The 13,195-nt window shown below is 36.8% G+C and carries 11 protein-coding genes; 4 read left to right on the top strand and 7 right to left on the bottom strand.

Annotation, left to right across the window (positions count from 1 at the left end; all coding sequences use genetic code 11):
* Positions 1 to 162: 162 nt before the first annotated feature.
* The 3 genes from LC095_RS17515 to manA all read left to right on the top strand — a co-directional run bounded on the left by LC095_RS17515 (position 163) and on the right by manA (position 5,117).
* Complete coding sequence (locus LC095_RS17515; protein WP_226529365.1) at positions 163 to 2,082, top strand: BglG family transcription antiterminator; 1,920 nt, start codon at positions 163 to 165, stop codon at positions 2,080 to 2,082.
* Positions 2,083 to 2,219: 137 nt separating this feature from the next.
* Entirely contained in the window at positions 2,220 to 4,139 is a 1,920-nt protein-coding gene (locus tag LC095_RS17520; RefSeq protein WP_226529366.1) for a PTS fructose transporter subunit IIABC, read from the top strand.
* A 21-nt stretch (positions 4,140 to 4,160) separates the two neighbouring features.
* Positions 4,161 to 5,117, top strand: a complete 957-nt coding sequence (manA, locus tag LC095_RS17525) for a mannose-6-phosphate isomerase, class I (RefSeq protein WP_226529367.1) — start codon at positions 4,161 to 4,163, stop codon at positions 5,115 to 5,117.
* A gap of 131 nt (positions 5,118 to 5,248) precedes the next feature.
* On the opposite strand, the gene LC095_RS17530 is transcribed toward manA, so the two are convergent.
* The gene (locus LC095_RS17530; protein WP_226529368.1) at positions 5,249 to 6,385 is read right to left on the bottom strand and encodes an endonuclease; all 1,137 of its coding nucleotides are present in this window, start codon (positions 6,383 to 6,385) and stop codon (positions 5,249 to 5,251) included.
* Positions 6,386 to 6,629: 244 nt separating this feature from the next.
* On the opposite strand from LC095_RS17530, the gene LC095_RS17535 reads away from it, so the two are divergent.
* A complete protein-coding gene (locus tag LC095_RS17535) occupies positions 6,630 to 7,961 on the top strand; it encodes a CoA-disulfide reductase (protein WP_226529369.1) in 1,332 nt (443 codons plus the stop codon).
* Positions 7,962 to 8,112: 151 nt separating this feature from the next.
* Here the strand turns inward: LC095_RS17535 and LC095_RS17540 are convergent, their stop codons facing one another.
* From LC095_RS17540 to LC095_RS17565, 6 genes are all read right to left on the bottom strand, one after another.
* Positions 8,113 to 8,778, bottom strand: a complete 666-nt coding sequence (locus LC095_RS17540; RefSeq protein ID WP_226529370.1) for a GntR family transcriptional regulator — start codon at positions 8,776 to 8,778, stop codon at positions 8,113 to 8,115.
* 203 nt (positions 8,779 to 8,981) lie between these two features.
* Positions 8,982 to 9,728: a tyrosine-protein phosphatase gene (locus LC095_RS17545; RefSeq protein WP_226529371.1), complete on the bottom strand. Its 747-nt coding sequence runs from the start codon at positions 9,726 to 9,728 to the stop codon at positions 8,982 to 8,984.
* 18 nt (positions 9,729 to 9,746) lie between these two features.
* On the bottom strand, positions 9,747 to 10,541 hold the full coding sequence (locus LC095_RS17550; protein WP_226529372.1) for a PhnE/PtxC family ABC transporter permease: 795 nt from the start codon (positions 10,539 to 10,541) through the stop codon (positions 9,747 to 9,749).
* 21 nt (positions 10,542 to 10,562) lie between these two features.
* Positions 10,563 to 11,369, bottom strand: a complete 807-nt coding sequence (gene phnE / locus LC095_RS17555) for a phosphonate ABC transporter, permease protein PhnE (RefSeq protein WP_226529373.1) — start codon at positions 11,367 to 11,369, stop codon at positions 10,563 to 10,565.
* The gene (phnC, locus tag LC095_RS17560) at positions 11,362 to 12,198 is read right to left on the bottom strand and encodes a phosphonate ABC transporter ATP-binding protein (RefSeq protein ID WP_319005813.1); all 837 of its coding nucleotides are present in this window, start codon (positions 12,196 to 12,198) and stop codon (positions 11,362 to 11,364) included. Before phnC ends, phnE begins: the two co-directional genes overlap by 8 nt.
* Positions 12,195 to 13,130 carry a phosphate/phosphite/phosphonate ABC transporter substrate-binding protein gene (locus tag LC095_RS17565; RefSeq protein WP_226529374.1) on the bottom strand — a complete coding sequence of 312 codons (936 nt, stop codon included), beginning with the start codon at positions 13,128 to 13,130 and terminating at the stop codon, positions 12,195 to 12,197. Before LC095_RS17565 ends, phnC begins: the two co-directional genes overlap by 4 nt.
* Positions 13,131 to 13,195 lie beyond the last annotated feature (65 nt).

Genomic DNA, 13,195 nt, shown 5'->3' on the forward strand with positions numbered 1-13,195 from the left:
GCCTTAAGTACACTATATCAGCATGTAACTCTTTCTTCTTAACATTTTTTGCTATTTTACAATCAATGCTAGAGTGGATAAAATATTAACCTCTTACCAATGATTGAATTAATGAGTGCAATGAGCTACACTACTGTTTGACTACCTGAGAGAGGTGCAGCCATGAACGATCGACAAAAAGAATTATTAAGAACGTTAGTAGTTCAGAATGGACAAACTTTACATATAGGGGATTTGTCAGAGCAGTTGAGGTGTGCAGAAAAGACCGTTCGTAATGACTTGAACGTAATTGAGGAACTTTTAGCAGAGTATCCTAATGCCTTTTTGAATCGGCAACCGGGGATTGGGATTACACTTGAAATCGAAGAAACGGGTCGGTCTGAATTGTTTCAAAAGCTATTATCCACTGAGCCGAAAACTCCGGAAGATCGATTCATTGAAATTGCTTATCATTTATTAGTAAGTAATAAAGCCATTACTTTGCAGGAACTATCGAAGAAGTACTATGTTCCAAAGGCTACGATAAAAAAGGATCTTGACAGCATTGCAAAATGGTTTGAAACCTATCAACTAGAGTTGATTTCCAAACCGAGATTAGGAAATATGGTTCAAGGATCGGAACTACGAAAACGCAGTGCATTGGCCCATTTATCAGAACTCCTTTCTTCTGTATCAGATACTAAAAATTATGTACTTGAATTGTTTCAGCCTTATGAAATAACGGCCGTGAAAAAAGCATTGAATGAATTACAACATGAGAATTCGATTGCTTTTACCGATGCTGCAATAGAGAGTTTACTTGTTCATTCACTTATTATGATGAAAAGAACGCGTCAAAAGTCGCCAGTAACAGTTCCGGATAAAGAAAAGGAGGCAGCTTATTCTTCCAAAGAATATTCATATGCCATTCCCTTTTTTGAACAGCTTGAATCTGCTTTCCGAATTAAATTTCCTGAAGATGAGCGAATCTATTTTACTTGGCATTTGATTAGTGGAAAAAGAAAAAGTGATGCAATAGAGGACCCATTTATAAAGAATGATTACTTGTTAAATGTCATTGCTGACTTAACAACAAAACTTAGTACAATTACATTATTTCCATTTAAAAATGATCCGATTTTAAAAAACGGGTTAATCGTGCATGTACACTCGGTCATTAACCGCATTAAATATGGTTTTCCTATCACAAACCCACTTTTACCAAACATCAAAAAAATGTACCCATATTTGTTTAATATGGTGTTATTAGCGTTGAATGAAATTAAGGAAAATCACGAACTGGAAGTTCCCGAGGATGAGGCAGCTTACTTAGTTCTCCATTTCCAGGCATCAATTGAACGGTTAAAAGAAAAAAGAGAAAAACAGCGAAGAACCTTAATTGTTTGTCATATGGGTGTCGGTATGTCCCATTTATTACAGGCTAAGATTGAACAGCATTACAAAGATATGCAAGTTGTTGGGTGTATTGGACAAGCTGAATTAAGCGAATATTTGAAGAAAAATACCGTTGATTTTATCATCTCTACAGTAGAGTTAAAACAGGTTAGTATTCCTCATCTTACGATTTCACCTTTGTTGGAAGCAAAGGATAAGGAAAAACTGAATCAGTTTTTAACTGAAATGGAGAAGAAACAGATAATAAGTAATGAAAAGAAGGTGCTGACACAACTAAGCAGAGGAGATTTAGTTCACATACATGTTGAAAAAGAGCATCCTTTTCAAGTAATCGAAATGTTAGGTAATATATTATATGAAAAAGGTTTCGTGACAAAGGAGTTTATTCATAGTGCACTTCTAAGAGAAAGAAAGTCATCAACATCAATCGGTGGATTAATCGCTATTCCACATGGAAGTCCAACAATGGTCAATCAATCCGCAGTTGCCATTGCTCTTTTGAAGGAACCAATAAATTGGGGAAACGAACAAGTATCCCTCGTTTTCATGCTGGCTATATCAACGCAAGATCCGAAATTAAATCGTAAAGCTGTCGGACAAATTGTAGCCTATAGTGAAACCCCGTCATTTATTCATTCATTACTAGAATCAAGCAGTGTAAAAGAGTTTTTGGAGAAGCTAAAATAAAGGGGTGCCTGCTTAGAACTTCCGGTAATAATTTATTTTTACCGGAAGTTCTGGTAAAAACAAAAATCAATTCATGACCTAATGACTAGTACAATGAATGTAAGCAATTACATCAAAGCTTTAAGGAGGAAAGGTTCATGAAGATCTTAGCTGTCACAGCATGCCCGGTCGGGATTGCTCACACATATATGGCTGCTGAAAATTTACAAAAAGCAGGCGAGGAATTAGGTGTTGATATTAAAGTAGAGACACAAGGTTCAATTGGGGTTGAAAATGGATTAACAGAACAGGATATCGCAGAAGCAGATGGCATAATCATCGCTGCAGATAAAGAAGTATCAAAAGATCGGTTTGTTGGAAAGAAAGTCATCGTTACAGGTGTACAAGATGGAATTCGTAAGCCGAAAGAATTGATCGAAAAAATAAAAAGTGGTGATGTGCCACTATACAGACCTGAGTTGAAATCAGTAGGTGAAATTAAGCAAAAGAGTAAGCAAAAGGAAAATCCAATCTATAAGCACTTAATGAGCGGTGTATCATATATGGTTCCGTTCATCGTGGTAGGAGGATTATTAATCGCATTAGCTTTAACTCTTGGTGGTGAGCAAACACCAGGTGGTATTGTTATTCCGGAGGGCTCATTTTGGAAACAAATTGAAACTCTTGGTGCAACATCCTTCATGTTTATGATTCCGATATTAGCCGGCTTTATTGCAGTAAGTATAGCTGATCGCCCGGGGTTAGTACCAGGTATGATTGGCGGTTACATTGCAGCAAACGGAAGCTTTTATGGAAGTGAAGCAGGTGCTGGTTTTATTGGAGGAATTATAGCAGGTTTCTTAGCGGGTTATATTGCTTTGGGTATTAAAAAAATTAAAGTTCCAAAAGCAGTACTGCCTGTTATGCCAATTATCTTTATTCCAATCGTTTCATCTGTTATCGTAGGCCTTTTATTTATCTTTGTTATTGGTGCTCCAGTTGCACAGATTTTTGAAGGGTTAACATCAATGCTTGCTGGTATGCAAGGAGCAAGCTCTATTCTATTGGCAGTCATCCTTGGTGCTATGATCGCAGTTGATATGGGTGGACCATTTAACAAAGTAGCTTTCCTATTCGGGTCTGCCATGATCGCTGAAGGAAACTATGAAATTATGGGCCCAATTGCGGTCGCTATCTGTATTCCGCCGATTGGGATGGGTCTTGCAACATTAATGAATAAGAAAAAATATCTTCCTAACGAGAGGGAAGCTGGTAAAGCATCATTCACAATGGGGCTTTTCGGAATTACAGAAGGTGCCATTCCATTCGCCGCACAAGATCCGATTCGTGTTATTCCAAGTATTGTTGCTGGTTCAGTAGTAGGATCTGTCATCGCTATGCTTGGGAATGTAGGGGGAAAAGTAGCACATGGCGGCCCTATTGTTGCTGTATTAGGTGCTGTGGATCATGTTGTGATGTTCTTTATCGCAGCAATAGCGGGTGTCCTTGTTACTGCATTTATGGTTAATTTTTTGAAAAAAGATGTAGAAACTGTATCTAATGATAAAATACAAGAGGAAAGTAAATCAATTGCTCCTGAACAAGAAGTAGAGCAGGAAATTGAAAAATTAGTTGATATTACGAACGTGGAGTTAATGAATATTAATCTAGCTGGAACAACGCGTGATGCTGTTATTGATGAACTAATTGAAAAATTTGATTCGCAAGGTATATTAACTTCTAAGGAAGTGTATAAACAAGCAATTCTAAATCGTGAAGAACAAAGCTCAACAGGACTTGGTATGAATATTGCTATTCCACATGGTAAGTCAAACGCTGTAAAAAGACCGGCTGTCGCTTTTGGGATAAAGCGTGATGGTGTTGATTGGAATAGTCTTGACGGTACAGACGCAAAGCTTATATTCATGATCGCTGTGCCAGAGGAAAATGCCGGTGATGCACACTTGAAGATTTTACAAATGCTGTCTCGCAAGTTAATGGATGAAGATTTTAGAAATCAGCTATTAAATGTATCTTCTAAACAAGAAGCAATGACGGTGTTAGAGGAAGTTCATTAAGTTTAAATAGGGGGATACCGAATGTATAAAGAACCGATATTTTTAGAGCCTGTTTTTCAAGAGAGAATCTGGGGTGGACAAAAGCTGCACACTGAATTTGGGTATACAATACCTTATGAAAAAACCGGGGAAGCATGGGTCATCTCTGCCCATCCTCATGGTCCAAGTGTTATTAAAAATGGTCTCCTGACAGGAAAAACTCTTGCAGATGCTTGGCAGGAACATGGGGAATTATTTAATAAAAGAGCATCTAATAATGAGGAATATCCACTGCTTGTAAAAATATTAGATGCAAATACTGATCTTTCCGTACAGGTTCATCCAGATGATACATTTGCACGTGAAGTAGAAGGTGTTCCATACGGAAAAACAGAGTGCTGGTATGTGCTAAGTGCAGAAGAAGGTGCTGAGCTTGTCCTCGGACACCATGCAAAATCAAGAGAAGAACTTGAGAGAATGCTTTCTGATCAAGAATGGGAAACGTTTTTACGTCGTAAAAAAGTAAAAGCCGGTGACTTTGTTTATGTCCCAAGCGGTACGATTCATGCAATTGGAAAAGGTATCGTTATACTGGAAACACAGCAAAGTTCTGACATTACGTACCGTGTGTATGATTATGATCGTACTGATTCAAGTGGTCAAAAGCGACAGCTGCATTTGGATCGTTCGATAGAAGTAACAACTGTCCCACATCAAGATGTGAAAACAGAACAAAATGAGGCCAAGGTGGGCGGTTTAACAACAAAGACATTAACCGAATCAGATTATTTCAACGTATACCATTGGCAATTAAATGGAGAAGCATCCATGATACTCGATCAAGACTTTTTACAGGTCAGTGTGACAGAAGGAAAAGGTACCATCACAATTGATGAAAATGTTTTCTCAATGGAAAAAGGCAGTCATTTTATTCTTCCACATGGAATTGGTGAATATAAACTTTCAGGTGAAGCTGAGTTCATCGTATCACATATATAATATTCACATTTAGGAAGAGATTCAATTAAAGACAAGTGAGGAAAAACAATTCGTATTTCTTCACTTGTTTTTTTGAAAAGGGAAAAGGCCACAGTTGTGACCTTTATTTCAAAGTTATTTAAGAAAGTATGTTACCAAATCGCTTCTACCCATTCTGGATGGTCTATAAATGGATTGCGATTATGCTGATAATCCTGATAAATGACTTCATTGCGGTTTCGTTCAAAATCATCAACAGGATCTTCTTTGTGCCATTGTAACAATGTTGATAGCTTTCCATGTAATGGAGCAGAGCCATTATTTACTTTCTCAGTAACCTCCAGATCTAGCTCCCCATTGTCTCCTTCATAACGCACAGCCATATAGAAAATCATCCTGGCGACATCGCCTTTTACTTCATCACGTGGTTCCCATGAATCACTATCAGCATACGTGTCAGGTGCTTTATTTTGTGCAGTGCCGCCATTATCAAAATCTTTATTGCCTCTTGAACTATTAACCGTGACATCTGTAGGTCGCAAATGGTGAAGATCTGTTCCTGCCCCCATAGACGTTCCAAAGTCACCATGTGATTTTGCCCAAACATGTTCACGGTTCCATGAGTCAATGGATGACCCATTAGATGTTTTACTTTGAGAGCGGCCCGTATATAGGAGAATAACATTATTCTGATTAGTAGGATCTTCATCTGTGTTTCTTAGTGCTCCCCATACATTTGAATAGGAAATTTTAGTATGATCATCAATGATGTTATGTAAGGCGGTTTTTAAGCTGGTACCTGTCTTACCAAGCGCATTTTCATAGTAGTCACCTAATGTGTCTTCTGGTGTATCATCTGGAGTATCGTTTGAGCCTACGATTGCCATTTGCGATGTGTTTTTCAATCCTGGATGTGAGTAATAGGCTGTTAATTGACCTGTCACTTTTAGTTTCTCTCCCATTAGATCCGGGTTTGTTTTTAATCCGAATTGTGAACGAAATTGAGAAGAAATCTGAACATATAGCATTTTTGAAGAATCTGTTTCACTACTACTATCTGCTATAGCTAAAGCATAATCATCAGGAAAGTTACTTTTTACAACTGTTGATGAAGAAATTGGTTTTCCTACCACATATCCTTCAACTGTTTGTACAGAATTATTCTGTGTCTGAATAGCTTGTGAAACTGTTAAAGTACTAGCTGCTCTTAAAGTCTCAAATGAAAAAAGCGATGTAAATAAAACCAAAGCAATGACAATAAGATAACGAAACTTCTTTACATTTCTCATGCAAAATACCTCCTAATTCATATTATTTTGATACGAAAACAACGTATCACCGTAGTGTAAAGGGAGTTTATTTATATTGTAAAAAAATCATTTACAATTAAGAAACAGGAGGAAATACATATTTTATAAGGTGTAAATGTAAATTTTATGTGTACCCAAATTCTTAGAAGGGAGACATATTTACTAGAGTAAATGATGTTTAAAAATCAAAAATAAATGGAAAATAAAGAAAGGAGGGATGACGATGAAAGTAGTTATTATTGGTGGGGATGCTGCTGGCATGAGTGCAGCCATGCAAATTGTACGAAACAGCTCCGGGCATGAGATTACGGTTTTAGAAAAGGGTGGTGTCTATTCGTACGGGCAATGTGGTCTACCTTATGTCATTAGCGGGAAAATTGAGTCAACAGATAAGTTAATCGCCAGGACACAGTCAACGTTTAAAGAAAAATACGGCATTGATGCGCGAATTTTTCATGAAGTAGAAGCGGTAGACGTTGAAAATAAAATGGTAAAGGGATTAAATCATAGTAGTGGTGAGACATTTGGTTTACCGTATGACCGTCTTCTCATTGCAACTGGTGTCAGTTCTGTTGTACCAAATTGGGAAGGGGTCAATCTTCCAGGGGTTTTCACTTTAAAAACAATTCCTGATGCTAAGGCCATTATGAATTATCTTGAGAAGGAAATAAAAAATGTAACGGTGATTGGCGGAGGCTACATCGGCCTTGAAATGGCTGAAAGCTTTGCAGCGCTTGGGAAAAGGGTAACAATCATTGAACGGAATGAACAATTAGCCAAAATATTTGATAAAGAAATGGCAGAACTTATTCATGAAGAAGCAGTGAAGCAAAACATTGAGTTAAAATTGGGTGAATCTGTTGAAGCGTTCGGCGGTAATGAACATGTTGAATTTGTAAAAACCGATAAAGGAAAGTATGAAACAGACTTAGTGTTAGTCGCTGTCGGTGTAAAACCTAATACTGCATTTTTGGAAGGTACTGGCATTCAAACAAGTGTAAATGGAGCAATTGAAGTAAATGCTTATATGCAGACAAGTATTAAAGATGTTTATGCTGCAGGAGATTGTGCAACACAATATCATCGGGTAAAAGAAAAAAATGATCATATTCCATTAGGAACACATGCGAATAAACAAGGGCAAATAGCAGGGGTGAACATTGTAAATATACCTAAATCATTTAAAGGTGTAGTAGGTACGTCAATCATAAAATTTTTCGGATTAACTTTAGGAAGAACAGGGATATCTGAAACAGAGGCAAACATGCTGCATATTCCATGTAGCTCTATAAGGATTACGTCAAGGGATATCGCTGGATACTATCCTGATGATAAAAAGATGAACTTGAAGCTTGTCTATCATAAAGAAACATATAAAGTTCTCGGCGGGCAAATTATCGGGGAAAATGGGGTCGATAAACGAATTGATGTATTGTCAACTGCGATATTCCATTCGATGACAACTGATGAACTGCTTGATTTAGATCTTGCGTACGCTCCACCGTATAATGGTGTATGGGATCCTATTCAGCAGGCGGCTAGAAGAGTGAAGTAACATTAATCTATATGATAATATGTTTAGTTGCTACGAAAAGAAAACAAAGAATTTGGAACTTAAAAAAGCAACAAAGCTCTCTTAAAGAAATGCTTTGTTGCCTATACTATGTACACTCATTTATTGTGCTTGCATTTCGTATGAAAGAGAATTACAATGCGTTGGTATTAATGATACTTTTTCTCCATTTTGTTAAATATTCTTTACCTATCTGCTTAGCTTTAGAATAATCTTCCGAACTAATCGCTTCGTAAATTAATTTGTTTATTTGATTTGCAGAATAATGCTTTTGATTAGGAGTTAATTTCCAATTAACAACAGCCATTCGTACAAATTTATCTTTCAACCCATCCATGAATTCTAACATTATTTTATTATTTGTAGACGAAACCATACAACGAGTAAAAAGGATTGAATTTTGAACATAGTGAATATAATCTTTATTCTTTTCCGCTTCAATTTGGAGATCTAGATACATTTTTAATTCTTCAAGATTGAAACTGTCTCTCTTCGCTATAATTTCATCTACAGAGAATTCCTGCAAAAAAAAGATAACTTGTGCTATATCTAACATTTCTTTCATTGAAAGCTCTTTAACTATGATTCCGCGGTTTTTAATAGATGAGACATATCCCTCTGATTCCAAGCGGGAGATGGCAACTCTAATAGGAGTTCGGCTCATATTCAGTTCTTTTGCTAACCCATTTTCCGATAGAAAAAGTCCTGGCATATAAGTTGCATTAATTAAATTCTCACGGATTTTTGCATAGGCTATGTCAACCAGTGAATGTTGGGTCATTTTTACAATTCCTTTCAAACTGAATTACAAACTAATTCTATATAATTCTATCATCCTCCGCAAGACTATTTGAGGCTACTTACATCTATAAAGGGAAAAAAGCCAATCGAACCTATCCAATTCACTAATCGTTGTTTTTTATAAATGAAATGTTGAAACCATCATGACAGTTTAAAAGAAAAAAGAAGCGCACTAACACTTCTTTTAACTGCTGAACATCTTTATAGTGCAACAGGTTCGCCAAGACCAATAAGCCGTTCTTTTACCCGATCAATGACAGCTTGCTCCACACCTTTTGCCATTAAATATTGATCAACACTTTGATAGGTATGAATGATATAATCATAAACTTTTATAATATAGTCACGATTTGAATACATGTACTCCTTTGAAATATTTTTATACTGATTTTCGATTTGTTGAATAGACTCCAAGTTTGTGTAGGTTACTTCATAATTAGAGACAATATCTTTCTTTTCCACTCCTACTAAGCCTAAAAGCAGCATAGCTAAGACCCCAGTACGATCTTTTCCGGCTGCACAATGAAAGACGATGCATCCTTCTTCAGCCTGATCAATCACATCAAAAATTCTCTTCACTTGATCGTTTTTTTGTTCTAACAAATCAATGTAGAAATCTCCCATGGTAACATCAAACGTGGTTAGTGTAATATCTGAAACTCTCTGGGTAATAAACGATATGTTATGATATTGGCAGAAATCCTCATCTGCAAGTGGATTTTTATGAGTCTCAATTTCATCTTCACCACGCAGATCAATGACGGTTTTTACCCCGTATTCTTTTAAAAAGAAAATGTCCTCTTGAGTAAGCTTACTCATATCACCTGATCTTAAAAAGGAATGCCACTTTGTTTGTTCTCCAACTTGTGTGCTGTAGCCACCTAATTCCCGGCAATTTTCTAAGCTATCAATGGGTAAGCGAACCCAATTTAATTTTGCATTTTTCATAGTAGTATCCCCCTATAATCAACTGTTTCCAAATTTTATTGTATTTTTGATTCTCGTCATCACGAATTCAAGGACAACCATGAGAATACAAATCATAATCACAATTGTCGTTGTTTGGGCATAATTATACGTATTAATCGCTTGTGTTAATAAAAGACCTATACCGCCAACTCCTATAATTCCTAAACCAATTGATTCAGAAACATTCATTTCAAAGCAAACAGTAATCCAAGCAACAAAGGCAGTTATACAAAGCGGAATTAAACCGTGATAAACAATTTTGAACCAGGAAGCTCCTGTTGACTTCATCGCTTCAATAATCTCGCCGCCTGTCTCTTCAATACTCCCTGTAAACGTTTTGACCAGGTAGCCGACTGCAGAGATCAATATGGCAATAAAACCTGACACATTGCCAAACCCTAGGCTTGCAATCACCATTAACCCCCAAACCAAGGAAGGGACAGAACGAACGATGGCGAAAAAACCTTTAATAAAAATCGCTACATAACGATTTGGTGCAATATTTGATGCTGCTAAAAAACTTAAAAACATAGCTAAAATAGTAGCCACGACCCAAGTTAACAAAGCCAATGTTAAACTGGTCACAATATTTAAAAGAGCATCAGGAACAATTGAGAAATCGACAGCCATCATTCGACTTAAGACGTCTGGAACATTTTCTAATCGTTCAAAAAACTTTTGCATATCTAAATTGATAAGATTCACAGCTGCAATAAACACAGTACCCAATAGAAGAAAAAGAAGAACCGCCTTGCCAATACTTCCTTTTGACGTGACTCGAATGTGCTCCATATTGTTTTCAATCTCCTTACGTTAATAAACAAAACGTTTCCGAATTGAATTGGTTACTAACTCTGTTAATAAAATAATCATAACGACTACCGCAATTATCGTAATTGCTTCTCCATATTTGAACAAATTAATATTTGTATCAATTAAGACACCAATACCGCCCGCTCCAACGAGACCTAAAACAGCGGAAGCACGGACATTAATTTCAAAGGCAAATAATGTCCAATTAATCCAAGCAGGAACAAACTGAGGGATCACTCCATGAAACAGGATTTGAAAATAGGAGGAACCATTCGCTCTCAATGCTTCTAGCTTATCTCCGGAAATTTCATCGATTGATTCTGCATAGCTTTTACTTAAAAATCCGATTGTGACAAGAATCAACGCCAAAACGCCAACTATCCCGCCAATACCAAAAATATAAATCAATAGCGCTCCCCAAATAATAAAAGGGATATTTCGTAATATTGAGACAAAACCGCGGGTAATTACCCGTAATGTTTTAAATTTATTCGTATTTTCCGAGATTAATATTCCAAAAATAAACGCAATAATGGTAGAAATGTAAGTTGAGATAATCGCATAACCGAGAGTATCAATGACCGCTGGGATATATTGCTTGATATTCTCCGCGTTAGGAGGAAAGAACTTTTCAAAGAAAAACATCACAAAGCTTGGTAAGCCTATAAGCATTTCGATAAAAGAAATCTCTAAGTAAACAACAGAGAATGTTAATACAGCAAAAATAGCTGCTGCAATTGCAAATGTCCTTTTAGGATCTCTGTGATCGAGCGGGATTTTATGAATATGAACAGTTTTATTATTCATCGTTTTGTCCCACTGCCAATTGCATTTTTCTTTCATTTTCTAAATGCGTTCCGCTTGCACTTTGAAGCTTCGTTTGCGATTCTTTTCCTTCATAGATATTCTGAATCATATCATCCGTTAATTGAGATGGTACTCCATCAAAAACAACTGTCCCTTTTTTAATTCCAATAATGCGTGTGGCATACTTTTTAGCATAATCCACTTGGTGAAGATTCACGATACATGTTAATTTTTTTTCATTAGAAATTGAATGAAGCTGCTGCATCACAATATTGGCAGAAAGGGGATCCAATGAAGCGATCGGCTCGTCCGCGAGCAATAGCTTCGGTCTCTGCAAGATCGCCCGACATATTCCAACCCTTTGCATTTGTCCTCCGGAAAGCTCATCAGCTCGTTTATAAATTTGATCCTGTAAACCAACTTTTTTAAGAAGTTCAACGGCTTCTTGCTTGTCTTCATGGCGATAGAGGCCAAGCAAACTTTTATATAAAGGAATGTTGCTTAATTGCCCGTGGAGAACATTTTTAATGACATTTGTTCTGCCGACTAAATTATAATGTTGAAAAATCATGCCTATTTTTGATCTTTCTTTACGCAATTTCCGTCCATTTAGTCTCTCCAAATGCTGACCATCGAAGATAATTTCCCCTTCAGAAGGGTTTAAAAGGCGATTAATACATCTTATAAAGGTTGACTTTCCAGCACCAGAAGGACCAATGACAACAATAAATTCACCTGGATAGAAATCTAAGGAAATTCCATTCAAAGCACGTGTATCTTTTCCGTAAACCTTAACTAGATTTTTAATTGATAAGATTGGATTCATCATTTTTCTTCATCCTCTAAAGCATTTATGGCATCAAGCATTTCAATCGTAGGATCATAATAGTCTTGCTCAGTCGCTACAAATCTAGCATTTGGATCATTATGAACAGCTTCAAAATATTTCTCATCATCAAATGATATAAACGCATCTCTTAAAGCTTCTTTAAAATCTACCGGTAAATCTTCGCGAACGATATAAGAAGCGTCAGGGATATCGTCTGTCTGTCCAATAATTTTGAAATCATCCTCTGAAACAGCTCCCGCCTCAATCATACTATCTAGAGCACCTTTAGCCACTGCCGCTGCGTCATAGTCACCCATCTTTACACCCATGGCACTATTTGGATGAGATTCGGAAAAGGTCACATTTTCAAAAAAGTAGCCGGACTGTTCAACTAAATCTGGGTCAAGGTCAAACTCCTGAACCAGAGTCCCCTTTGGATATAGATACCCGGAGGATGAAGCAGCATTTACAAACGCAAAGTTCTTTCCTTTTAAATCTTCCATATTGTTGATTTCTTCATTATCCTTCTGGGTAATAAAAGCCGTATAATATTCAAGTCCCTCCACTTGAGGAGTAACTAACAACTCCGCCCCTGCTTTTTTGTCTGCTTGATAATAGCTCATTGGACTAGCGAGCATAATATCTAAATTTCCACTTGCTAATGCTTCAATACCAACTGCGTAGCTGCCGCCTTCAAACTCTTTTACTTCTATACCTAATTCTTCAGAAAGGTGCTCTCTCAATGATGTATGCATAGAAGCAGCATTCGGGTTGTTTTCATTTGGCATTTGAACTAAAGTTAGTTCTTCCGGCCATCCTATATTTTCAGTATCAGCTGAGGCGGAAGATGAAGAACTCGCTCCATTCCCACACGCTGCCAGAGTAGAGATAAGTCCTACTGTTAAGAGTAATTTTGAAAGTTTTTTCTTCATTTTGTTTGTCTCCTTTTAGAGTTAAATTAACAATTTTAACATGGTTACTTACTGAGATTACTAGA

Origin of the sequence: Metabacillus niabensis (assembly GCF_020524345.1) — a bacterium.
Lineage (GTDB): Bacteria > Bacillota > Bacilli > Bacillales > Bacillaceae > Metabacillus > Metabacillus niabensis_B.

Excerpts from the sequence above, each read along its gene's own strand:
- LC095_RS17515 (WP_226529365.1), top strand. The coding sequence starts at position 163 with ATGAACGATCGACAAAAAGAATTATTAAGAACGTTAGTAGTTCAGAAT.
- LC095_RS17520 (WP_226529366.1), top strand. The coding sequence starts at position 2,220 with ATGAAGATCTTAGCTGTCACAGCATGCCCGGTCGGGATTGCTCACACA.
- manA (WP_226529367.1), top strand. The coding sequence starts at position 4,161 with ATGTATAAAGAACCGATATTTTTAGAGCCTGTTTTTCAAGAGAGAATC.
- LC095_RS17530 (WP_226529368.1), bottom strand. The coding sequence starts at position 6,385 with ATGAGAAATGTAAAGAAGTTTCGTTATCTTATTGTCATTGCTTTGGTT.
- LC095_RS17535 (WP_226529369.1), top strand. The coding sequence starts at position 6,630 with ATGAAAGTAGTTATTATTGGTGGGGATGCTGCTGGCATGAGTGCAGCC.
- LC095_RS17545 (WP_226529371.1), bottom strand. The coding sequence starts at position 9,728 with ATGAAAAATGCAAAATTAAATTGGGTTCGCTTACCCATTGATAGCTTA.
- LC095_RS17550 (WP_226529372.1), bottom strand. The coding sequence starts at position 10,541 with ATGGAGCACATTCGAGTCACGTCAAAAGGAAGTATTGGCAAGGCGGTT.
- phnE (WP_226529373.1), bottom strand. The coding sequence starts at position 11,369 with ATGAATAATAAAACTGTTCATATTCATAAAATCCCGCTCGATCACAGA.
- phnC (WP_319005813.1), bottom strand. The coding sequence starts at position 12,198 with ATGATGAATCCAATCTTATCAATTAAAAATCTAGTTAAGGTTTACGGA.
- LC095_RS17565 (WP_226529374.1), bottom strand. The coding sequence starts at position 13,130 with ATGAAGAAAAAACTTTCAAAATTACTCTTAACAGTAGGACTTATCTCT.